The sequence below is a fragment of the Paraburkholderia kirstenboschensis genome (genome assembly GCF_032806925.1).
GTDB lineage: Bacteria > Pseudomonadota > Gammaproteobacteria > Burkholderiales > Burkholderiaceae > Paraburkholderia > Paraburkholderia kirstenboschensis.
This window is the reverse complement of sequence record NZ_CP136511.1, coordinates 490,489-513,171: the sequence shown is the minus strand read 5'-3', so window position 1 is coordinate 513,171 and position 22,683 is coordinate 490,489. Positions and strand designations below refer to the sequence as shown.

The window sequence follows — 22,683 nt, the reverse complement described above, 5'->3', positions numbered from 1 at the left end:
ACAGCGCGTAGAATCCTGCCGACACTCCCTTGGGACGACATCCCTTTAGCAAATAGCAGCGCTGCCAAAGTGCTCTCGTGACGCTCTAGCCGGGTGACAGGATCTGTTGCAGTAAGACGCTCCGTTATGATGTACTGAACGACACGAACAACTGAAAGCCCGATGAAGACGTTGAATCTGGTAGTGGCCCGAGTGCTCAAGCGCTTGCATTTTCCGCTGGACGTGATTCTGACCTGCGTGCGCTGGTATGTAGCCTATCCTCTGAGCCTGCGGCACCTCGAAGACATGATGGCCGAGCGCGGCGTTTCGGTCGATCATTCGACTGTGCACCGCTGGGCCGTCAAGCTGTTGCCGGTGCTGGAGAAAGCGTTTCGCCTGCGCAAGCGGCCAGTTGGCAAGAGCTGGCGCATGGACGAGACGTACATTCGCGTCAAGGGCGAATGGCGATATCTTTATCGAGCCGTCGACAAGGACGGCAACACCATCGACTTTCTGCTACGCGCCCATCGGGATAAGACTGCAGCCCGGCGTTACTTCGAGAAATCCATCGCCTGGAATGGCGCGCCCGATGCAGTGAACATCGACAAAAGCGGTGCCCATCTCGCCGCGCTCGAAGCCATCAATGCCGATCGTGAAACGCCTATCAAGATCCGCCAGTCCAAATATCTCAACAATCTTGTGGAGCAGGACCATCGCGCGATCAAGCGACGAACGAGGCCCATGCTCGGGTTCAAGAGTTTTCGCTGTGCCCGGATCCTTCTGGCCGGAATCGAGTTGATGCACATGATCACGAAAGGGCAGATAAAGGGCTCTGTTGCAAATAGGGTCGGCGAATCGGTTAGAGTTATCGGAGCAAAACGAACTGATGAGCCGCGATGAGCAAGCTGAAGAGTCTGGAGGAGTTGTTCGGTGGACGCCATTTTGATCGGGAGATCATCATTCTGTGCGTTCGCTGGTATCTGCGCTACAAGCTCAGCCTGCGCGATCTGGTGGAGATGATGGCCGAACGGGGATTATCGCTGGCTCACACGACGATCCTGCGCTGGGTGAGACGTTATACGCCCGAGTTCGTCAAACGCTGGAACCGCTTTGCTACGCCAGCTGGTCGCTCGTGGCGCGTCGACGAGACCTACCTGAAGATTCGCGGCAAATGGGTGTACCTGTACCGGGCGGTGGATCGGGCTGGCCAGACGGTGGACTTCATACTCAGGGCCAGGCGCGACGTGGCCGCGGCCAAAGCCTTTTTCAGCAAGGCTATCAGGCATCAGGGCCGGTCGCCGGAGACCATCACGCTCGATGGCTATGCAGCCTCGCACCGCGCGGTGCGCGAGATGAAGGCCGATGGTCTGCTGCCCGAAGACACGAAGGTCCGGTCCTCAAAATATCTGAACAACGTGATCGAACAGGACCATCGTCGCATCAAATCCAGAACCAACGTGATGCTTGGATTCAAGCGGTTCAGGAGCGCCGCGACCACAATTTCAGGTATCGAATTGTCGCATCGCATTCGCAAGGGCCAGTTCGATCTCACGGAGCTCGGCCTCAAGAAGGCTACCGCGCCCGCCGTATGGAATGCAGTCCTGTCCGCTCGATAAGGTATCCTTCCGATAGGAAACGTCTCAACCTGCTTTCCTATTTGCACCAGAACCCTCGCCGGCGTCGATCTGACCCAGATCCATGGAATCGGCTCCTACCTGGCTGTGCGTCTCGTCGCCGAATGCGGCACCGATCTCAGCCGATGGCCGACTGCCAAGCACTTCACCTCCTGGTTGACCCTGTCGCCCGGGTGCAAGGTGAGCGGCGGCAAGGTTCTGTCGTCACATACGCGCAAGACCACCAATCGAGTGGCTGCCCTGCTGCGGCTGGCCGCCGTCACGGTGGGAAAGACCAGCACGGCGCTCGGTACGTTCTACCGCCGACTGGCGGCACGCATTGGCAAGGCCAAAGCCGTCACCGCCACCGCGCGCAAGATCGCCGTGCTGTTCTACAACGCCATGCGCTTCGGCATGCAATACGCCGACCCGGGAGCCGACCACTACGAACAGCGCTACAAGGAGCGTGTCATCAAGCAGTTGCACCGGCGGGCAGCCGAGTTCGGCTTCTGCCTTCAACCCGCCGAGGGCGTTTCTTAAGAATCGTCCTCCAGCGTCAACTGCCCGATCTTCGCGTGCAGTACCTTCACGTCGACTGGCGGTGCCGCTGGCGCCGAGTTGCCCGCGTCGAACACATCGGCAACCCGCTCCTGCAGTTGCTTCTTCCAGTCCGTAATCTGGTTCGGATGGACATCAAACTGCTGGGCCAGCTCTGCCAGCGTCTTGTCGCCCTTGAGCGCTGCCAGGGCCACCTTTGCCTTGAACGCTGGCGAGTGGGTCCGTCGGTTTCGTTTCGTCATCTTCTGGTTCCTTGTTGCCGGCCATTATGGCCGACTCACGCCCCAGCTTTTCCACTCAACGAACTGTCCGAATTCCCGGAGCCACCTCTAGCAGAATCGTTCGCTCAGGTACGCCGTGCGCCGAATTCCATTAAAGCGTCGGCTAGGACGTCTACGGCATTTGGTGTCACTGCGTTGTACAGCGACGCCCGCAAGCCGCCAATTGAACGATGCCCCTCGAGACCGACTATGCCGCGTTCGCGCGCTGTGGCGATGAACGCGTTATCGAGCCGCGAATCCCCGAAAGTGAACGCCACATTCATCTGCGATCGCCAGGCGTTCGCAGCGTGTATCGAGACGACACCGTCAAGGCAGTCGAGCGCGCCATATAAACGCCGTGCTTTTTCCATATTGACGGCTTGCATCGCTTCCAGGCCACCAACCTCGAAGCGCAGCCAACGGGTCACCAGCGTCAGAACGTAGATGGCGAAAACGGGCGGTGTGTTGAAATTGGAACCGTGCGAGATATGCGTGCGGAAGTCCAGAATGGCAGGCAGGCCATCAGGAATACGTTCCAGCAGCGAACGGTCTAGCACTGCCACCGTGACCCCGGCAGGCCCGAGGTTCTTCTGCGCATGCGCGTACATCATCGAGTACAAATCCGGGCGCAGCGGCCGCGACAGAAAGTCCGACGACATGTCGGCAATCAGCGGCACATTGGGCCTGCTATCGCAATTGGGAAACTGCAGACCCTCGACCGTTTCATTCGACACATAGTGCAGATAGGCCGCCGAGCCGTGAACGTCGAGTTCGTCGAGATCGGGCAAACACCGGTAGCCCGTCGCGCGGCCGTCCCATGCCACGTTTGTGGCAGTCACCTTTGCCGCCTCCGAAGTCGCTCTGTCGCTCCAGTAGCCGGAGCTCACATATTCGGGCGGCGCAAATGCAGCGGTGGCGAAGTTCATCGGAATCATCGCAAACTGCAGGCTACTCCCGCCCTGCAGGAAGGTGATCGCATATCCATCGGAAAGTCCGAGCAGCGCACGCAGATTTTGCTCTGCTTCCGCAAGTATAGAGCGGAACCACTCCGACCGATGACTCATGCCGAGTACGGAAACGCCAGTCTCTGGTAGCGCAACGATGGCCTCGCGGGCCTGCTCAAGAACCGTCTCCGGCAGAGCGCCCGGTCCGCCAGAGAAATTCAGTACATTGGGAGTCATGTCAGATCTGGATTGGAGTGGATTGCAGGCCGGGAGCGCGTGCTGCGCGGCACAGCATCTGATGGAACGCATCGCATACCCGGCGTATCTGAGGAAGCTTGTAGGGAAACACGACCGCGTCATCCATATCGTGGACCACCATGCCGGTGGCAATTTCAAAGATCAGCAGTTTTCCGTCACTGGTTTCGGCGCAATCGAATCCGACATAGTCCAGCCCCGTCAGCTCAGCCACTTGTCCGAACGCGTCGCGATGACGCACGGCAAAGTCTGAATCGAAGGTCGCCATAAAACGTTCCTCCTCTTCGCGCCGGTCGGGGTGGTCGATCATTTCCGCGTACGGGTAGTGCACCATCCAATGCGCGGAAATTCCCATATGGCACACGTACGCGGTTCCTTCTATCATCACGATCCGATATTTGCGGAACAGGCCGTCGGCACTGCGATAGTCGACGAAAGGCGCCAGGTAGTATTCCTTGTCCTCCGAAGCGTTCAGGTATGCCATCAGTTCAGGCGTATCGGAAACTCTCGCCAACGCTCGCCCCGCATGCGAGCCAACGGGCCGGATGATCAACGGGTAATTGATCTTGCTGACTTGCGAAAGCCCGGGGCCGCCCGGCAACAACTCCATAACGCGCGCACGGGAAATGCGTATCGTGGGCGCCATGCTGATGCCAGTCACTCCGCCCAGCAGCCTATACGCGGCTTCCCGCGCCGTACAGGCAACGCCTTCCGGCCGGTTCAGCACGCGACGGTCGGTACCGCTTGCCAGCAATGCGATCTGCGAGAGAGCGCGAGCGTTGTCGTCCGACGCACACGCGGCGACAAACATTACATCGTGGTCCGGCACATCCAGATTAGGCTCAGTCTGCGCGTCAACGTATAGAACGTCTATCTGTAAGTCCGCGTTTTCAAGCAAACATTCGAATGGAGTATTCGCCATTAGATCGCCAGGCGCCTTCAGCACCAACAGCCTCAACGGCGGAGAACCGGGATTTGCGTTCTTCAGCCGGTAGAGGCGGCGCATCTGCAACGCCTGCTGTTGAACCGCGAGCGCAGCCGACTTCTGGTATTTCATCTCCAGAACAAGTGACAAATCGAGTAACGCATAAGGGTGGTCGTGTTGCTGGGCGTACTCGAGCAGACTCATCCCAACCGGTGTCAGGTCCTCGCCGGCCGCGGCCGCCCGGAGCAGCGTGCTCACCCCCAGTAGCTGTTGATTCATCGAGTCGGTGTCAGTAATGACTATGTCCAGCGGCATTCGAAAAAACGACGGTTCGCGCGGCCGTCCCGCCGACGTAGCCGACTTCTTCGTCAAACCAGCCTTCAGGAATGTGCCGCTCCGTTGTTGTTCCACATTCGGGCAATTGCGTCGAGTTGTCGACGACCAGCGCAAGTTCAACGCGGTTCGCTCGCTGCTTCAGTACCATGTTGAATTTCCATCGATTAAAGGCTTGAGCTTCGCACTGTCCAGGGCGAGGCGATCATCGCGCGATGGGCTACCGCGCGCTTGCAACAGATATGGTGGAAGCTAGATATTGCGAATTCTCTTGCCGAGGTAACGAATTCTCTAACGTCGGCCGGGTTCACTTCCTTTCCCCTGGCGTGCTCCGAACCGAGCGCCACGGCGATTATTGCAATTGCTGGATTACGCGGCCTTGTCTACGAGATTACCGTTTCGTCATTTTGTGCTTCTTCCCGGGAGCGGCAGCGCAGGCACTGCAGACGTCTGGCTCTCAGCCGATACCCGGAACGAGGGATGATGTGGTACCGCGCTGCGTACAGCTAGTCAAAGGGGATTCTTGTGCACAAGTCCACGAAAAGTGCCCACACGGGGGTGCGGCTATTTTCTTGGACTGAATTATGCCGCGATTCCAAGACTTTTCCGGTATTCGACGGGGCTGAGGAAACCGAGCGAGAGCTTGATCCGTTTTGCGTTATACCAGCGGATGTACGAGTCAACGGTCTCGATGAATTGATCGATGGTCGTGGTTCGCCAGTCACGAGGATAGAATAACTCCGTCTTGAGGCGCCCGAAGAACCCTTCGCACGCGGCATTGTCCGGCGAACATCCTTTGCGCGACATCGAGCGAGTCAGTCTGGCAGACTGCATACGCGAGAGCCATCCTGGCCAGCGATAGTGCGCACCACGATCCGAGTGAACTACGGGCCGCTCCTTGCTGCCAGCCACCGATTCGATTGCCGAATCCAGCATGGTGTTGACGAGTTCGGCGTCCGGCCGCGTACCGATTGACCAGCTCACAACGAGACCGTCGAAGCAGTCGATAACCGGTGACAGATACACTTTGCCGGCCGGGATCTGGAATTCGGTAAGGTCCGTGAGCCATTTCTGGTTAGGAGCAGCGGCGTAGAAGTCACGATTGATAATGTTCTCCGGCGCGGGACTAATTTCTCCACGATAGGAGCCGTAGCGACGTCGCCTGATCGCGGCGGCGGCCAGACCTTCCTCTCGCATCAAACGACGCACTACCTTCTCCGAGATGAAGACCCGCTGCCTGATCAATGCTGCGCGAATTCGACGATAACCGTAGCAACGGTGGTTGACTTCGAAGATGTCCGCGATGATGCGACGCGCGTCAGCATGCCTGTCAGCGACCAACAGCCGTGCACGGTGATAGAAGTAAGAGCTACGGGCGAGACCCAAAGCGGCTAGCAATTCTGGCAACGCATAGGTCTGTTTCAGGGCATCAACCAACTTCGCCTTCTCCCGGTTGCTCAGGAGTTGCGGGTTGATGCCCATCCCTTTTTTTATCAGTTCGTTCGCCTTCCTCAGGATATCGTGCTCAAGCTGCAACCGTCGGATGTCGCGTTGAAGCGATTCGACCTGTTCTTCCAACTGCGCACGCTCATGGTCGGATGCTGGTTTCTTTTTTCGTTTCATAGACGCTGGAACTTCTCGACCGAGTAGCTGATTCTTCCAGTTATACAGCGTTGGCCGACTCACACCGGCTTTCTCGGCAACCACGCGTGCGCTTTGCTCTCTGGTGCACAGCTCGATCACCGCGGCCTGCTTCACCTTTTGTGACTTTGGAACGCTACCAACGGCTCGGCCAACGACACGTTTTCTGATATCTGGACACAGGTCTTCGATCCAGGCTGCAAGCGTCTCGCGACTCGGATAACCCAACGCCCTCAAAGTTGCGGCAGCACAGCGGCCATGGCTCAGATAATGATCGACGGCCGCCTTCTGCTGCTCATCCGAATACCTCGGCCTCGAACGGACATAGCCCGCCCGTAGATCATGGCACTGCTCGTATTCGCGATGCCAGGCCTTGAGAGAGTTCTTGGTCGGATAGCCCAACTGCCGAATGGTGGCTCCGATGCGCTTGCCCAGCTTCAAATAAAGTCGAACCGCTTGAATGCGATCTTCGTATGAGAACATGAACTACCTCCAGGTAGTCCAAGAATTTGTCCGCACCTCCCACCTCGTTTGGTCACGATGCGCCCTTGAAAGCGGCGTACAGTACCCGGCACCTTGCGGCCACTTCTTGCGCGCGGAGCGGCTTGCTTAGGTGTTGTCCGCGCCTGCGTCGGGCGGACTAATTGAATTCGCACCGTTGCCATCTCCGTTGCATTTTTAGAACCGGCAGATAGAAGTTATTGTCGCGTGTGCGCCCGGAAGCCACCCGCTCGATACGTCAGATAACAAATCTGTACTCAGCAGCGTGGAAAGGCCTCAACGACGGTCTGGATTAACCGTTAGAGCACATCGTCAAGCCGATCGATTTCGAAGAGCTCTTTTTGCGGATGAGTAGACTGGACAATGAGCACCCTCGATCGACGGTCTATCGTCACGGCGCGCTGCAGCTGGATGACGAGCGGAAGACGGCTTTTAAGGGCGACAGGCCATTGCTCCTGCGGCCGCGCGAGTTTGCCTTGCTGAAGATATTGATGAAGGAGCCGAATCGCCCGTTCGCGAGGACCAAGCTATCGGAGGTTCTATCGGGAGGAGGCGCGAAGCTTCGCGACAATGCAGTCGATCTGCTAGTGCGTCGTCTAAGGAAAAAGCTCGGACCAGAAACGATCCTTACGCTGTTGGGACGCGGCTATAAGCTTTCGGGCGCACAATAGAGCTATTCCAATTTCCGCTTAGGAAGTGCGCATTTGCTGTGCAACACTCTTGAAGCGTCGGTCTATTAGACGGCCCCAGGGCGGAATCGAATGATACAGAGCTGCGTTCGCTCATACATCATCGATTGGATCCGCTCTTCCAACTGGCGCGACCACCATATCTCAGGCGACACAGTGCAATATTTAAAAGTCGTGCCTCAACCCGTATTTGCCGCTCGATAGCCCCCTTACACAAGCCGCTCACAGGAACGTGTGCTCGGCAGCGATCGCCATACGTCGGGCACACTGTCATTGCGGCCGAATCGGAATGAAAACAGCGGCGCTCAAGCCTGTCTGTTTCCCTTCGTCAGAAAATCCAAGCCGGATATCTGCACCGATGCGTGTGGCGATCGCCTGTACGATGGACAATCCCAGGCCCGACCCAACCTGCTCGCTGCCCAGCGTGCGATAGAACGGGTCAAAAACCCGGTCCCGCTCGGCCAATGGAATACCTGGCCCCGTGTCCTGGATGCGCAGCAGCGCGTGCCCTTCCCCAGTCACCACCGAAAGATCGACACGCCCACCCTCCGGCGTATAGCGGATGGCGTTATCCACGAGATTCCTGACTATGGCAATCGCGTCCACCTCGCTGACCAGCACCTGAGCATCTTGCGCCCCCTCTACCCCGATGTCGATGTGCTTGGCTTCAGCCAACGGCATCAGATCTTCCAGTACACGACGGTAGATGCTCTGGATCGATACGAGCGATTTTTGCAAGTCGGCAACGGACTGCGCCCGAGCCAACGTCAGCAGTTGGTCCAGCAGGTTTCGGCCGCGCTCGATCCCTTGGCGCAGCACTGTCAGCCGTTCGCGTGCCGGCGCAGACATTTCCACGTTCGCCAGTCGGTCCGCCTGCAGCGAGAGCGCGGTCAGCGGCGAGCGCAACTCGTGTGCCGCGTCGGCGATAAAGCGGCGCTGAGATTCCATCGCCTGACCCGCACGGGCGAGCAGGCGGTTGATCGCCACAGTGAAGGGACGTACTTCGGCGGGGAGATGACTGTCTTCGATGGGATGCAGTTCCCGCTCGGCACGCTGGTCAATCTCCCTCGCGAGCGTCGCTATGGGCAGGAACATTTTCCGCATCAGATCGGCGACGATCAGTAGCAGAACCGGTACAAGAATCAGAAACGGCATCACGGTGCGGAGCGCACCATCGCGCGCGATTTCATTGCGGAAACCGGACTCCTGGGCAAGCGCAATTCGCTCCCCGGCGGCCGTTGTCCTGACCAGCACACGGAACGTTTCCCCGCCGACGTCTAGCGTGTGCAGGCCATCATTCAACACCGGAGGCAGGGGTAGCACGCCTCCGGCATCCACACCTGCCACAGACAGAGTCCCTTCGTCCAGGCGCTGCACGATCAGCCGCGATTCTTCATTCCCATCTTTGAGGCGGGTATCGGTGGCCGGAGGGATTGGTGACAGGCGCTGCCGGTCCATGAGTTCTGCCACCTGACGCAAGACATCGTCTTGCAGCTCGTGCGCTTCGTCCAAGGCCGACAGGAACGAGAAGACTCCAGCGACGAGCGCCACAACAAGAATGGCGAGGGACACTGTAAAGGACAGCTTGCGCTGAAGCGATTGGTTCAAGTGTTTTTCGAAACCATCCATCCGACGCCTCTGACGTTCTTGATGACATCGCTGCCGAGCTTGCGCCGCAATGCGTGGATAAGATATTCGACGGCATTGCTCTCGACCTCTTCGCCCCAGCCGTAGATGCGATCCTCCAGCTCGCCGCGAGACAGGATGGCGCCGGGCCGGACTAGCAAGGCTCGCAGCAGCGCGAACTCCCGGTTCGACAGTTGCACCGGGGAGGCGCCATTGACCCGCGCCTCTTTCGTTGCGGGATCGAGCGATACCACTCCATTGCCGATGACAGGGACGGCGTTACCGCTCTTGCGGCGCAGCACAGCGCGCATCCGGGCCAGCAGTTCCGCTATCTGGAAAGGTTTGAGCACGTAATCGTCGGCCCCGCCGTCCAGACCACGCAGACGATCGTCGAGGTCATCGCGCGCCGTGATTATAAGCAAGGGAACCGGATTGTCCTTGGCGCGGATGCTGGCCAGCACGTCTAGCCCGTCTTTACCGGGGAGGCCAAGGTCGAGCAGCACGAGGTCATAGTGCTGGCAACCGAGTGTCGTTAGGGCGGTCTGTCCGTTCTTCACCCAGTCGGCCGCATAGGACGCATCCTTCAATGCGTTCTTAATCGCTTCACCGATCATGGGGTCGTCTTCGACCAGCAATACCCGCATCTTCCCTCCACTCAGTCCTGGATCTTCAGAGAGCCCTTCGAGCAGCCTGTTGCCTGCATACCAGGATACCAGTCAACATGAAGGCAAGCAGCGCAGTCGATGCAGAATAGCGGCTCAGCGCCAAACCACCCGCGCTCAACGGCTTGTCCAGAAAGTCATCCACCACGGCACCCAGCGTGCCGGTCAGGATGTGGAGCAGCCCAGAATAGCAGCGTACGGGACACAGGGGTCCAGTAGTAAGCCGCCACGATGGTGACCTCGGGGACTTTTGCCAGAGCGCGTTCAGCTGATGTTCTCATAGGGCATGCTCGCGGGTTAGACCTTGCCTTCAAGCGAGTCGAAGGTTTTCAGCAGGTTGGCCATGGCTGCCTTGCAGTCAGCCTTATTCGACGCACCGGCGCGGAGCGCTGCCAACGCCTTGTCGATGGCCCTGTCGAGAACGTGCCAGTCATCGGCCGCCCGCGGTTTCAGTCCTGCCTCGGCCGAGTCCCAGGCGACCTCCAGATCCTTGATACGAGCCTTGGCCGCGGACAGATCGCCTTTGTCTACGATGGCGGTAACGTCGGCGGCGATGCTGCGGAAAGCAGTGAGGTCGCCCAATCTGGAGAGGGCCTTACCTTGGGATACCGAGGCGGCCCGAGCAGACTGGGCCGAGGCCGTGCCACCCTGGTCGGCAGATCTGGAACAGCCAGTAGCCAGAGCCAGAATCAAAGGGGCCGATACGGCGACCGCACGACGGGCCAATGAGTGCATGGACATAGCTTCTCCTTGAAACGTGGAAAGAGGGTTATTTGGCGGCCTGAGTTGATCTGCTGGCGTTCATGCCGAACTGGGCGACGGCAACGAGCGTGATGATCACCGACAGGAACAGGGCGCTCGTCCACATCGCCCCCATACCGAGGCCACCATACGTCCTCGACTGCGTCAGCTGATCCCCAAGTGCGGCCCCGAAGGGGCGGGTCAGGACGTAGGCGATCCAGAAGGTCAGTACGGCGTTTCCTCCCATGCGCCAGGCCACGTAAGTGGCGCCGATCAGGGCACCAAAGGCGACCGCGCCCCACGCGAAGCCCAAGCCCAGCGCCTCGGTCGCCAGATCGCCGGCGGCTGTTCCCAGTGCGAAAGTGCACAGGACGGCGGCCCAATAGAACAGCTCTCGCCTGAGCGTCACGATGTCGTGGATGGAAAGCGTGCGTTCCACCCTATACCAGACGAAGAAGATGGCGGCGAGCGCCACGGCGAACACGGAAGTGCTGACGTACAGGCTAACGCCCAAGCCATCGGTCAGCAGGTCGGTGATCTGGGTGCCGACTACACTGACCAGCACCACCGTAAGCCAGTAAATCCAGGGAGTGTAGCGACGGGTACGCAACTGAGTGAACAAGGCAGCCGTCAGTGAGGCGACCATGGCAGTGCGAGTCACACCCTGCCCCCAGCCGGCATCGACCGCGAGAAAGTCGGCGCCTGTCTCCCCCACCGTGGTGGACATGATCTTGATGATCCAGAACGACAAGGTGACTTCCGGGACTTTGTTAAGCCAGGCGTTTGATGTGGCTGATGGCAATCTGTTCATGAGGTTCTCCTGCCGGATTGAAAGCGTTTGCGATCAGTCTGGCCGCTCCGGCTTAGCCCCGCCATAGGTTCACTTGCGAACCCATCCCCGCGCGATCAGCCTGCCGAAACACCTGCCGTGGATGCCGGTCGCCAGTCGGTAAGTCGGGGCGAGATACCGGTGCGCTCCACGCAAACCCAGCCAGGCACTGAGCGCAGCGACCGCGACCGCCCCGAGCATGTCGAGCGGGAAATGAACTCCCAGGTAAATGCGTGCCCAGGCGATAGGTGCGCCCAACATGGCCAACGTGACGCCCAGGCTGCCTGTGCCTCGCTGTACCGCGAGGCTAAAGGCAACCGACCACCAAAGCGTCAGGTGATCGCTCGGAAATGACGAATCGGCAACATGAGCGATAAGAGTGTGGCCCAAGCCGATCATGAAAGGCCGCGGATGGGACCAAACCAGGCCGATGATCTGGTTCAGAAGCAATCCCAGCATTCCAGCAGCGGTGGCGACGAGCATCGCTTTGCGAATGCCCTCGTTGCCAAACAGCCAGCCAATGCCGATCAGAGTCGGAGCTCCCCAGATCAGCCGTTCGGCGAAAAAGATGGCGAATTGGACGGCCAAAGCATTCGGGTGCGCAGGCGCGTTGACCCAGAGAAAAAATGCTTGATTCAGGAATTCCATGGAGTCTCCGGACCGGAGCGCCGGGTGACGAGCGATTTGGCCAAACTGGTCAAGTGTCAGTCCTACTTGTCGTGGTCGTCATCGTGATCCGCCTTGTCCTCAGCGGCCGAGATGACCGCCCCCTTTTCAGCATCGACCCTGACGTCGATGACCTTCGCCCCGCTGACGACTTCGACGTCGTACACCCAGCCCTGCTTCGAGTTTTCAAATTCGGCGCGCGACGCTTTGCCATTGGCGTGCTGCTCCGCGGCGTTGACGGCCTGGATGAGAGGAATCCTAGCCTTGGTGATGGCCTCGGCGTCATTTTCCATGCTGCCCTGGGCGGCGTAGGCAGCAGCGCCCGCGCAAGCAATGGCGATAGCCAGCACGGAAAGCTTGGTATAGCGATACATGGTGCCTCTCCATAAGAGCGCAGAAATTTGCGTAATGAGAAGGCTACCGAGGCAGACTTAGCTAGGACTGAGCCCAAAGGTCTTTTTTTGTGGGCCGTGGTGATTGCCTCCTGGTCGGCCATCAAGGCGCGCTGCGCCGCTTCGGACGGGTTCTGCCCTGGCTGCGATGCATCTCAGGCGTTGTTCCGCCCCTCCCGGCATTGGGAGTGCTCGCGGTTGCTTTGCTGCGTTAATTTTCTGGAACAACGCCCCCACTTAACCTGCGGCGAGTCCCACACCTTCGCGAGCATCGCGGCATAGGTGTCCTGATGCCCCTTGTACCCCAAGGGCAGCCGTTGAATTCGCCTTGTGACGGGTTGCTGAGAGGTGGCCCCGGAGATCTGGACAGTCGGTTAGGTGGAATCGCTGGGTTCTGAAATGGGCATAATGCCTACAAAGGAAACCAGACGATGACGAAGAGAACCCGGCGCACGCACTCAGCGGCGTTCAAGGCGAAGGTGGCACTGGCAGCCGTACGCGGCGAGCGTACGCTGGCAGAATTGGCGCAGCAGTTTGAGGTTCATCCGAACCAGATCACAGAATGGAAGCGGCAGTTGCAAGAACGAGCGGCCGATGTGTTCGGCGCGGCGGGCGCGCCCGTCAATGAGCCGCCGGTGGACCTGAAGACGTTGCACGCGAAGATCGGCCAATTGGCGCTGGAGAATGATTTTTTGTCCGGCGCGCTCGGCAAGGCAGGCCTGCTGAGCGCAAAGAAATGATTGATCGTGCTCACCCCCTGCCGGTTTCCCGGCAGGTCAAGCTGGTCGGCATCAGCCGATCCAGTGCGTACTACGCGCCGAGCCCGGTCAGTGCCGCGGATCTGGCGCTCATGCGCCGCATCGACGAGTTGCACCTGGAGCACCCGTTTGCCGGCGCGCGCATGTTGATGCGCCTGCTCAAGCGAGAGGGCATAGTGGTCGGACGCAAGCACGTCGGCACGTTGATGCGCAAAATGGGCATCGAAGCGCTATATCGCAAGCCGAACTTGAGCCGCAAACATCTGGCTCACAAGATCTGGCCATACCTGCTGCGCAATCGGAAGATCGAGCGTAGCAACCAGGTGTACGCATTGGACACAACATACGTGCCTATGGCACACGGCTTCGTGTATCTCACTGCTGTGATCGATTGGGCCAGCCGCCGTGTTTTAGCGCACCGAGTCGCGATCACGATGGAAGCTGAACATGCGGTGGCAGCGCTTGAAGAAGCATTCGCGAAATATGGATTGCCTGAGATCGTCAACACCGATCAAGGCAGCCAATTCACCAGTACCGTCTTCACCGACGCGGTCCTCTCGCGCGGAATCGCCTTGTCGATGGATGGCAAGGGAAGTTGGCGGGACAACGTTTTTATCGAACGGCTGTGGCGCAGCGTGAAGTACGAAGAGATATATTTGAACGCCTATGAGTCCGTCGGCCAGGCACGGAAGTCCATCGCTAATTACCTGACGTGGTACAACCAGCAAAGGCCTCATTCAAGTCTATCGAACAAGACCCCGGATGAAGCTTACTTCGCGATGCTGCCCGCGATTAAATTGGCAGCGTGACCACCCAGCGTTCCACTTAAAAATCGAAAAAACTGTCCGAACGAACGGGGCCACCTCTCTGGGCTGGTACTACCGGGCAGTCTTCGGCTAGTTTTCTTGCTGTCGGAGTCTGTAGTTGCCATCTGGTACATCAATAAAGCTTTGTTCTACCCGGATTGCGAGCGCTCCATGGGCACTTGGGTGATCACGCGAGGAAAAGCGCATAGGGGCATCTTTATATGCACGCTTTGATTGCCACATACGTGGCCCGCGTAATCCACGATCTCGCCGCGCGTGCTGCAGTTGGGCGTGCGAGAGCTGATCGATGTCTAGTTGCGAAAAGGCCTTAAGATTTTCGTGCCCAGACGTTGTCGTCCGCCGTGTAATTCAGATGCTGAGGACTGGCGCATCAGAGGTACTAACTCAACGCAAAGCCACAGACGAAGAGGTTGCCCGCGCGGAGACTGCGATCGGTCGTCGACTCAACCGTCCTTACTGAAGAAAGCGCCGGTCATGTTGCCTATCTCGACGCGTTGAACCCCGAAAATGACTTGCGGGAAATGCTCGTGATGGACTTGGAACCATGGTTCAGATTAAGCAGGGCACGCGAGCGCTTGTACAGCCAGTCCGCTCCGGGCTCGCTCCCCTCCCCTTTGCGGATTCGAACAACGTCGGCTGCAACAGTATCGAGCTGGAAGGCGAAACTCCAGAGGCGCTCCCGGTTTTCGTTGGCAGCGATATCCCTGTCGAACTGCCGGGACATGTCTTCGAAATCGACACCAAAGTAGCGCGCGCCACAGTCCTTCCCGATGTTCGTTACGCGGGCGTCCTTCGTCACTACCAGATAGCCGCGGCCGTGCGGCGTGCGGCAGTTCGACAGGCCGCAGGCAATGTAGTCGGAGAATAGATAGCTGCCTATGATCGCCGCCAGTTCATGAGCGGCCGGGTCGAGTTGACCGTCGAAATCGGGACGCGCCTCAATGGCCTCCCAGTTCTCCACCCGAATAAGTTCCTTGTCGCCATTCAGCGTAATCATCGTGCCCCCGGTGATCGCTCGCGCGCGATGCTTCGTTTTCACCGGATTATATGGCCTCGGGCCGCGTACGACGTAGGAGAAAGGCGTCCATCAGTTTCCCGGTCCCCGGTCAAACGATGCGGCAATGCGATCGCGCGAGCGGCGCCGGCAGCATCAGAACGGACACATCTCGGCACGCTCTACCTTTAGACGGCCGACGGGCCAGTCTTTAGGCAGAATGGCCGGCGGAATCGTATAGCTAGCGTAGAGCCTTCTGCCCGATGCGCATATTAAGTTTCACGTTGCCCCGGTGGCTGACTATTCACCGGCGCGGCTGGCGTTGGGGGAAAAAAGGCCGCGTTTGCGGCTTGGTGTGCGGCGTTCGCTCGCACGCTCCACGGATGACGTGAAGCAACGGCCTCGCCGTCCTGCACCGCGTGCGCGGCAGCCGCTGCGCGACGTGCCGTCGCGGCCGGAAACGCTGCTTTGTAAGTCTGGCGTCTCTTTTGTTGAAAAAAGTCTTCCCCTGCGCTCGGGTCGTGACGCCACGCTGAGGCTTTCAACAGCGCAGGAGCGCAGCACATGTTCATCACATTCAATTTCAATTGCCCTGCCATCGCGATTCGCGTGACCCTTACCCGCGAGACGCTAGCCTATTCAGGCGTGGGCAGTTCTGCGACCTTGAGCCAGCACGATTACGGCTGCTCGCGCGAGGACCGCTGCGAGCACCGTACAACGCCCGCATGCCGTTTGCGGCAGCTGAACAGATAGAACCGAGTAAAACGCCGCCGCTTGATGAGGGTGCGGAAAGGCCTTTCGCTCGCACAAGAAAATTTGTTACTACCGTTGTGCGACGCACTATTTCTCGCGTTTGCGCACGCAGAAAGGCGCCGGCGCGTATTCCACGTCAACTAATTTCGTTATCACTGTACAGTCGTGTTGCAACTAATTTTGTAACGCAATGCGCACCAATGGCCGGGACGCGGCTGCGAACTAGCCGAACGGTACGGTAGTTGACCGGCCTCCTTCGGGTCGGGCGCAAACCGGCCTGGCGCCGGGCTGATGCGTTCGCGTGATCGGCGGAGGCCGCCGCCGGCGCACTATCGGACCGGGGCGGTCGGTCGAAGTCGCCTTCCAACTCGGATATCAAGGTCTCGCCCGCCCCCGCTCAATGAATTAGTAAGGACCTCCCCGATCCCAGCATAGGCACCGATCGGTGCCATCATGGCTGGTGCTACACAACCTTCCGGGAGGGGGAAATCATGGAAACGATTACTCGTGTCGGCGTGGATCTGGCGAAGAACGTCATGCAAATTCATGCAGTCGACGGCATGGAACACGTCGTGGTCCGCAAAGCCGTTCGCCGTGAGCACTTCCTCAGCTGGTTCGCCAATCTGCAGCCCTGCCTCGTCGCCATGGAAGCGTGCAGTGCCGCACATTACTGGGCCCGTAGACTGCGCGCACTCGGACATCAGGTACGGCTCCTTCCCCCGCAATTTGTCGCGCCCTACCGCAAAGGTGGCGCCCAGACAAAAAACGATGCACAGGATGCCGAAGCTGTCTGTGAGGCTGCGGGTCGCCCCAACATGCGCTTCGTGCCTGTGAAGTCACCCGCCCAGCAGAGCGTGCTGGTGCTCCACCGCATGCGCACCGGATTCGTCGAGGAGCGTACCGCACTCGTGAACCGGTTGCGAGGGCTGCTGGGCGAGTTCGGTGTCTTCCTGCCCCAAGGCATCAACCAGTTGCGCAAACACCTCGTTGAGCACATTGAGGACGGCAACAACGAACTCAACGGTCAGGCCCGTCAGGCTCTCATGCGTGGCTGGGCCCAATGGCGGACGCTGGACGACGAGATTTCGTGGCTGGATCGACAGATCGGCGACCACGCCAAGCACGACTCCCAGGCACAGCGTTGCATGGAGCTGTGCGGAGTCGGGACGGTCACCGCTTCGGCCGCCGTGGCCACCATCGTTGACGCAGCACAATTCAAGAACGGCAGGCAGATGGCCGCGTGGCTCGGCCTCGTGCCCAAGCAAAATAGCAGCGGCGGCAAGCAGCGGCTCGGGCGCATAACCAGACAGGGTAACGACTATCTGCGCACTCTATTGTTCCAGGGTGCGCGCTCCGCGGTCCTCACCGCGCCCCGACGCAACGACCGGCTCTCCCGCTGGATCGTTCAGTTGCAGGCGCGCGTGGGCTACTCCCGGACCCTCGTTGCCGTGGCCAACAAGCACGCCCGCGTCCTGTGGGCGGTGCTCGCCAGGGGCGAACGTTTCGATCCATCGCACGCGCCCGCCCGCCATGGCGGGGCGGCGAGCGCGTAAGCCCCGAACCCTGAAACGCCACGCCCACAGCAATTTCACTTCCAACTCGAGGACCCAACAGGCAAGGATAGCGACAGGTCAGACCGGCAGCAGGCGAACTCGAAAACCGGCAAGGCGATGCGCCCAGTGCAAATGCCGCTCAATGAATGGAGTCCTGCTGCGCGGTTATTATCCGGGCCCGGGCGCAGCAACGCCAGCGCGCCCAGCGAGGCCGTTTATAGGCATGCAGTCTGTCTCGCCGCCATTCCTGCCAGATACGTCCCCTCTCACGACAAAGGAGACCTGTTCGATCATCCGCTAAACCAATCTTGCTAAATCGGGGAGGTCCTTATAGGCCGGTCTTCGGCGAGCAGATCGCAGGTGGCATTGCCTCTACGCGGCCATGACCCGTCGTTCGACCGCGCTCTCAGGCGGACATTCAAACGTCGGCTTCACTGAGTTAAGGAACCAGATGATCATGCTGGTCGCGTGATTGATGACCATCTTCAAAATTCAGGGTCGGAGTCGGGCCGTGTACTCCTCACACGATCGTGACGCGCTTCAGCAAATTTACATATCAATAGGACTCCTTTGGTGATTATGCTCATGTTCACCAACTGCGCCACGCTCGACTCGACCAGCTTGCCCGGTTCAATCCAAAGCGAATCTTCCAATCCTCAAAGAGCGCACGTCGCGCTTTAGGGGCACGACGTTGTCGTCATGTCAGGCGCTCGAGCAACTCCTTGTGGAGCTGGCCGCGCTCAATGTAGTCGTTGGCGTTGTCGCGCAGATTGACAACTTCGTCCTCGCTCAGCTTGCGTACCGCCTTGGCGGGTGCACCGAGGATCAACGAGTTATCAGGAAACTGTTTGCCCTCGGTGACCACCGCCCCCGCAGCTACGAGGCAGCCGCGTCCGATGACTGCACCGTTCATGACGATCGCCTGGATGCCGATTAACGAGCCATCACCTATGTGGCAGCCGTGCAGCATCGCTTGATGTCCGACCGTGACGCCTTCGCCAATCACCAGCGGAAAGCCGGGATCGTTGTGCAGTACCGCGCCCTCTTGAACGTTGCTGCCTTGGCCGACAAGAATCGGCTCGTTGTCGCCCCGAAGGACTGCCTGCGACCAGACGCTGGAGTCGCGCGACAAGGTAACTCTGCCGATCACGGTCGCAGAATCAGCGACATATGTACTTTCGTGAATGTTCGGGGCGTGCTCGCCATAGCGGTAGGTGGCCAAAGGGAGACTCCAAATTTTGATAAGGTTGAGGAATGCGATTGCATGAGGCACTCGCCTGCAAAGCGGACCTCGGCAAGCCTGGGAGCGCCCAGATCCTGACCTGCGTACAGGTTGCTTACTCTGGTCCTAAATCGTTGAGAGCGATGTCCGGTCGGGTCGCGCTTAAAGGTTCGGTGCGATGTGGAGCTGTGCATCGGTAGCAGACAAGACTTCTTGCGCCGTGACGCCTGGTGCTATCTCGATGAGTTCCAAGCCACGTTCCGTCGGACGGATCACTCCCAATTCCGTCACCACCAGATCCACTCGGCGGATGGACGTGATTGGCAGCGTGCACTGCTTGACCAGCTTGGCACCTGCGGGCGAGCGATGAGTCATTGCGACAATAACTTTTTTTGCTCCAGTTACCAGGTCCATTGCCCCGCCCATGCCGGGAACCATCCTGCCCGGCACCATCCAATTGGCCAGACGACCCTTTTCGTCGACTTCGAGCCCGCCAAGCACAGTTACGTCAAGATGGCCTCCGCCAATAATGCCGAACGAGAACGCGGAGTCGAATGCGCAAGCACCAGGCAGAGCCCCCACAGGTCGTCCGCCTGCATCGGTCAAATTTCTATCCTCGTAACCCTCTCCGGGCAACGGGCTCAAACCCACGATGCCGTTCTCCGAGTGAAAAAATACATGGATCGAACTCGACAAATGGGAGGCGACCAGCGTTGGTAAGCCGATTCCAAGGTTGACCCGATCGCCGTCGCGCAACTCCCGTGCGACGCGACGGGCAATGACGTCTTTCGCTTCTTCGCTCACTTCGTGCGCTCCTGACCCACCAGACAGTGCACGAGCACGCCAGGGGTAATGACAACATCCGGAGGGATAACGCCTACGGGCACGATGTCTTCCGCTTCGGCAATCGTCCGGTCCGAAGCCATCGCCATTAGAGGGTTGAAGTTGCGCGCTGTCAGTGCATATTCCAGGTTACCGAGGTAGTCAGCCCGCTTGGCCCGGATCAGTGAGAAATCCGCTTTTAGCGCAAGCTCGAGTAGATACTGGCGGCCATCGATCTCGATAGTTTGTTTCCCCTCCGCGACCAGCGTGCCAACACCTGTGGGCGTCAATACGCCGCCCAACCCCACGCCTCCAGCGCGGATCCGCTCTGCGAGAGTGCCCTGCGGAACCAACTCGACTTGCAGCCGCCCTTCGAGCAATAGCTGTTGGGTCTGGGGATTGGTGCCGATATGACTTGTAATAAGTCGTTCGACAGATCCGGCTGCGATCAGCTTGCCGATGCCAACCCCGGGTCGAGCTGTGTCGTTCGCGATGACGGTGAGATTGCGCTTGCCCTGTCGAAGCAGTTCTTCGATCAGGCGAGTCGGTGTGCCTACGCCCATGAAGCCACCGATCATGAGGCTCGCCCCGTTCGGAATGGTCGCTACCACGTCATCGATCGGAACTGCTTTGGGTTTCATAGTCTTCCCTTCCTCTATGGTCTTTGGGGGCCCAAGCCCAAAAAGTGCTTACGTCCTCTCTTGACCTTGACGGAGACGGGTGCTGGCCAGTGCGGCGATAACCAGCATGGCCGCAATTATCAGTAGCCCGTTCTTCGTGCTGCCCGTAGCCTGTTCAATAAAACCCATGACAGTGGGTCCAATGAAGCCACCAACCAGACCGCAAGTGTTGACAAGCGCCAATCCGCCGGCCATGGCCACACCAGCAAGGCGCGAGGAGGGGAACAGGAAGATGACCGACTGGACGACGAAGAACATTGATCCCGTCAGGCAGAAGCCAATGAGTGCGACGGCTGGGCTTGCAAACGCCGCGAGCAACAATCCACCGGACATTACGCAAAGGCCGATCAAGAGCATGCGACGGGACCGCTGCGCAGTGGTAGCCAAGCGCGGCAATGTCGCAGCACCCAGCGCGGCGGCGATCCATGGTAATGAGTTCAGCATGCCGATCTGAAGCGGCGATATCTTGCCGTAGGTTCCGATGATGCTCGGCAAAAAGAAGATCACCGTGTAGATGCTGATTTGGTGGCAGAAATAGACGAAGATCGCCAGCCAGATCTGCCGATCGGCAAAGCAGCCGCGGAACGAATGCCCAACCTGCCCAGCAGACTCTTCTTCGGCAAGCTCTGCCGCAAGACCGCGTTCGACCTCCTGCGATTGTTCTGGACTTAGCCAAGAAGCGGTCGCTGGGCCGTCGGGCAGCTTCTTCCACACAACGAAGGCGAGCGCGACCGCTGGCAGGCCTTCGAGCAAGAACATCCATTGCCAGCCGTGCCAACCCATCACGCCGTCCATTTGAAGCAGTGCGCCGCCGAGCGGTCCGCTCACGATGTTGGCGATGCACACGCCTAGCAGGAAAAATCCCGTTGCTTTGGCGCGCTCTTTGCGTCCGAACCAGTAGGTCAGGTAAAGCATCACCCCGGGAAACAAGCCAGCCTCCGCCGCGCCTAGGAGGACACGCATGATGTAGAAAGACGTCTCGCCGGTAACGAACGCCATGCCAGCAGAGAGCAGTCCCCAGGTGACCATGATTCGTGCGATCCAGAACCGTGCGCCGACCCTGTGCATGATCAGATTGCTGGGAATCTCCAGCAGTGCATAGCTGAGGAAGAACAGTCCTGCGCCAAGGCCATACGCGGCCGCCGACATCCCCAGATCAACTGCCATGTGGCTTTTCGCCAATGCAATGTTGGTCCGGTCAAGAAAACTGATGACATACGCCAGCACCAGCAATGGCATCAGCTTCCGAAATAGCAGCGCGTTAAGCGACCGATGTTTGTCGCTTGATTCCGCGGCGACATCTCGAGATAAGATTGTTGGCATGACTTGGTCTCCTGTTGCGGCGTCGCGAAAACTTCAAGTTTCGATACCGGCCGTTGTCAAAATGACGCAGCTATCCCCGAGCCGGTGGCGACAAACGCCTTCCGAACTTTTGTTGGGATGAAGCGGAGTGACCTCCGGCAGCCATGCTTTAGCGCGCATGGCCGCGTCTGGTCCTGAATCTGTCCTAGAAGGCGACGTTCCCGGCGCCCTTCAGGTCGAGGATTTCGCGTGCCTCGTCGGGCGTAGCAATATCGATGTTCAGCGCTTCCAGGACGACGCGGATGCGCTGTACCTGTTCCGCGCTGGAGACAGCCAAGCGGCCCGGACCAATCCACAGCGAGTCCTCAAGGCCGACGCGCACGTTGGATCCCATTGCCGCGCCAATGGTCGCCAGGGGAACTTGGCTCCGACCGGTACCGAGAATGGACCAGCGGAACTGGTCTCCGAACAAGCGGTTTGCGGTGCGGTGCATGTGCATCAGGTCCTCCGGATCCGCGCCAATTCCGCCCAGAATGCCGAAAACGGTCTGTACGAACACCGGGGCCTTCACGAGACCGCGGTCAAAAAAGTGCTTCAGATTATTCAGGTGACTAATGTCATAGCACTCGAACTCAAAGCGCGTGCCGTTGGCGTTGCCGATCTCGAGGATGTTTTCGATGTCGCTGAAGGTGTTCTTGAAGATCAGGTTGCGGCTGTTTTCCAGGTGTTCGCGCTCCCAATCGTGCTTAAATTCCTTGAAGCGATTCAGCATCGGAAACAGGCCGAAGTTCATCGACCCCATATTTAGCGAAGCTAACTCCGGCTTGAAAGTAGTCGCCGGCAGCATGCGCTCCTCAACCGACATGTGCGGGCTGCCGCCGGTCGTAATGTTGATCACAGCGTCCGTTGCGGCCTTGATCTTTGACAGGAACGGCCGAAAAAGCTCTGGGTCCTGTGAAGGGCGGCCGTCTTTTGGATCACGGGCGTGAAGGTGCAGGATGGCGGCGCCCGCCTTGGCTGCTTCAATTGCGGCGGATGCGATCTCATCAGCCGTCACGGGCAAGTGGGGCGACATGCTCGGCGTGTGGATCGCGCCGGTAGGAGCGCAAGTGATGATTGCTTTGGAGCGGGTTGCCATGGTGGACTTCCTTGGATGCG

22 protein-coding genes and 2 pseudogenes are annotated in these 22,683 nt (G+C 59.1%); 6 read left to right on the top strand and 18 right to left on the bottom strand.

The features are described from left to right. Window positions 1-162 precede the first annotated feature (162 nt). The 3 genes from RW095_RS02590 to RW095_RS02580 are packed head-to-tail and all read left to right on the top strand — an operon-like array spanning window position 163 to window position 2,132. Window positions 163-879 (top strand): IS6 family transposase, encoded by a 717-nt coding sequence (locus RW095_RS02590; RefSeq protein ID WP_317016259.1) that lies wholly within the window; start codon window positions 163-165, stop codon window positions 877-879. After that, complete coding sequence (locus RW095_RS02585) at window positions 876-1,595, top strand: IS6 family transposase (RefSeq protein WP_317016258.1); 720 nt, start codon at window positions 876-878, stop codon at window positions 1,593-1,595. Before RW095_RS02590 ends, RW095_RS02585 begins: the two co-directional genes overlap by 4 nt. A gap of 3 nt (window positions 1,596-1,598) precedes the next feature. Next, window positions 1,599-2,132, top strand: coding sequence for a transposase (locus RW095_RS02580; protein WP_394365061.1), 534 nt, complete (start codon window positions 1,599-1,601; stop codon window positions 2,130-2,132). 2 nt (window positions 2,133-2,134) lie between these two features. On the opposite strand, the pseudogene RW095_RS02575 reads toward RW095_RS02580, so the two are convergent. From RW095_RS02575 to RW095_RS02555, 5 genes and pseudogenes are all read right to left on the bottom strand, one after another. Beyond that, window positions 2,135-2,392 (bottom strand): annotated as a pseudogene (locus RW095_RS02575) (transposase); the annotation flags it as partial. A 104-nt stretch (window positions 2,393-2,496) separates the two neighbouring features. Further along, on the bottom strand, window positions 2,497-3,591 hold the full coding sequence (serC, locus tag RW095_RS02570) for a 3-phosphoserine/phosphohydroxythreonine transaminase (RefSeq protein ID WP_317016255.1): 1,095 nt from the start codon (window positions 3,589-3,591) through the stop codon (window positions 2,497-2,499). Between the two features lies 1 nt (window position 3,592). Next, window positions 3,593-4,813, bottom strand: a complete 1,221-nt coding sequence (locus tag RW095_RS02565) for an ATP-grasp domain-containing protein (protein ID WP_317016254.1) — start codon at window positions 4,811-4,813, stop codon at window positions 3,593-3,595. A 10-nt stretch (window positions 4,814-4,823) separates the two neighbouring features. Next, on the bottom strand, window positions 4,824-5,018 hold the full coding sequence (locus RW095_RS02560) for a hypothetical protein (protein ID WP_317016252.1): 195 nt from the start codon (window positions 5,016-5,018) through the stop codon (window positions 4,824-4,826). Window positions 5,019-5,449: 431 nt separating this feature from the next. Further along, the gene (locus RW095_RS02555; protein WP_317016251.1) at window positions 5,450-6,991 is read right to left on the bottom strand and encodes an IS3 family transposase; all 1,542 of its coding nucleotides are present in this window, start codon (window positions 6,989-6,991) and stop codon (window positions 5,450-5,452) included. 365 nt (window positions 6,992-7,356) lie between these two features. On the opposite strand from RW095_RS02555, the gene RW095_RS41180 reads away from it, so the two are divergent. After that, a complete protein-coding gene (locus RW095_RS41180) occupies window positions 7,357-7,680 on the top strand; it encodes a winged helix-turn-helix domain-containing protein (RefSeq protein ID WP_394365031.1) in 324 nt (107 codons plus the stop codon). A gap of 288 nt (window positions 7,681-7,968) precedes the next feature. Here RW095_RS41180 and RW095_RS02550 read toward each other — a convergent pair whose 3' ends face one another. The 7 genes and pseudogenes from RW095_RS02550 to RW095_RS02520 all read right to left on the bottom strand — a co-directional run bounded on the left by RW095_RS02550 (window position 7,969) and on the right by RW095_RS02520 (window position 12,596). Beyond that, the gene (locus RW095_RS02550; RefSeq protein WP_317016249.1) at window positions 7,969-9,327 is read right to left on the bottom strand and encodes a sensor histidine kinase; all 1,359 of its coding nucleotides are present in this window, start codon (window positions 9,325-9,327) and stop codon (window positions 7,969-7,971) included. Next, a complete protein-coding gene (locus tag RW095_RS02545; protein ID WP_317016247.1) occupies window positions 9,303-9,968 on the bottom strand; it encodes a response regulator transcription factor in 666 nt (221 codons plus the stop codon). The genes RW095_RS02550 and RW095_RS02545 overlap by 25 nt, the downstream gene beginning before the upstream one ends. Window positions 9,969-9,993: 25 nt before the next feature. Further along, window positions 9,994-10,219 (bottom strand): annotated as a pseudogene (locus RW095_RS02540) (hypothetical protein); the annotation flags it as partial. Between the two features lie 64 nt (window positions 10,220-10,283). Then, window positions 10,284-10,727, bottom strand: coding sequence for a hypothetical protein (locus RW095_RS02535; RefSeq protein WP_317016246.1), 444 nt, complete (start codon window positions 10,725-10,727; stop codon window positions 10,284-10,286). 28 nt (window positions 10,728-10,755) lie between these two features. Next, the gene (locus RW095_RS02530) at window positions 10,756-11,538 is read right to left on the bottom strand and encodes a COG4705 family protein (RefSeq protein ID WP_317016244.1); all 783 of its coding nucleotides are present in this window, start codon (window positions 11,536-11,538) and stop codon (window positions 10,756-10,758) included. A 69-nt stretch (window positions 11,539-11,607) separates the two neighbouring features. Next, window positions 11,608-12,204, bottom strand: a complete 597-nt coding sequence (locus RW095_RS02525) for an undecaprenyl-diphosphatase (protein ID WP_317016243.1) — start codon at window positions 12,202-12,204, stop codon at window positions 11,608-11,610. Between the two features lie 62 nt (window positions 12,205-12,266). Further along, complete coding sequence (locus tag RW095_RS02520) at window positions 12,267-12,596, bottom strand: PepSY domain-containing protein (protein WP_317016241.1); 330 nt, start codon at window positions 12,594-12,596, stop codon at window positions 12,267-12,269. A gap of 449 nt (window positions 12,597-13,045) precedes the next feature. Between RW095_RS02520 and RW095_RS02515 the strand changes: the two genes are divergently transcribed. Then, window positions 13,046-14,181, top strand: a protein-coding gene (locus RW095_RS02515; RefSeq protein ID WP_394364999.1) for an IS3 family transposase whose coding sequence is annotated in 2 segments (ribosomal slippage) — window positions 13,046-13,310 and window positions 13,310-14,181 — 1,137 coding nt in all. Because the reading frame shifts where the segments join, the coding sequence is not laid out codon by codon here. Window positions 14,182-14,680: 499 nt separating this feature from the next. Here the strand turns inward: RW095_RS02515 and RW095_RS02510 are convergent. Beyond that, window positions 14,681-15,196 (bottom strand): hypothetical protein, encoded by a 516-nt coding sequence (locus RW095_RS02510; RefSeq protein WP_317016240.1) that lies wholly within the window; start codon window positions 15,194-15,196, stop codon window positions 14,681-14,683. 1,241 nt (window positions 15,197-16,437) lie between these two features. Between RW095_RS02510 and RW095_RS02505 the strand changes: the two genes are divergently transcribed. Beyond that, complete coding sequence (locus RW095_RS02505; protein WP_317016238.1) at window positions 16,438-17,499, top strand: IS110 family RNA-guided transposase; 1,062 nt, start codon at window positions 16,438-16,440, stop codon at window positions 17,497-17,499. Between the two features lie 697 nt (window positions 17,500-18,196). Here RW095_RS02505 and RW095_RS02500 read toward each other — a convergent pair. The 5 genes from RW095_RS02500 to RW095_RS02480 all read right to left on the bottom strand — a co-directional run bounded on the left by RW095_RS02500 (window position 18,197) and on the right by RW095_RS02480 (window position 22,663). After that, the gene (locus RW095_RS02500; RefSeq protein ID WP_317016237.1) at window positions 18,197-18,721 is read right to left on the bottom strand and encodes a gamma carbonic anhydrase family protein; all 525 of its coding nucleotides are present in this window, start codon (window positions 18,719-18,721) and stop codon (window positions 18,197-18,199) included. A gap of 162 nt (window positions 18,722-18,883) precedes the next feature. After that, window positions 18,884-19,525, bottom strand: coding sequence for a 3-oxoacid CoA-transferase subunit B (locus RW095_RS02495; RefSeq protein WP_317016235.1), 642 nt, complete (start codon window positions 19,523-19,525; stop codon window positions 18,884-18,886). Beyond that, entirely contained in the window at window positions 19,522-20,184 is a 663-nt protein-coding gene (locus RW095_RS02490; protein WP_317016234.1) for a CoA transferase subunit A, read from the bottom strand. The genes RW095_RS02495 and RW095_RS02490 overlap by 4 nt, the downstream gene beginning before the upstream one ends. A gap of 48 nt (window positions 20,185-20,232) precedes the next feature. Beyond that, window positions 20,233-21,546, bottom strand: a complete 1,314-nt coding sequence (locus RW095_RS02485; RefSeq protein WP_317016232.1) for an MFS transporter — start codon at window positions 21,544-21,546, stop codon at window positions 20,233-20,235. A 184-nt stretch (window positions 21,547-21,730) separates the two neighbouring features. Further along, on the bottom strand, window positions 21,731-22,663 hold the full coding sequence (locus RW095_RS02480; RefSeq protein ID WP_317016231.1) for a BKACE family enzyme: 933 nt from the start codon (window positions 22,661-22,663) through the stop codon (window positions 21,731-21,733). Window positions 22,664-22,683: the final 20 nt, after the last annotated feature.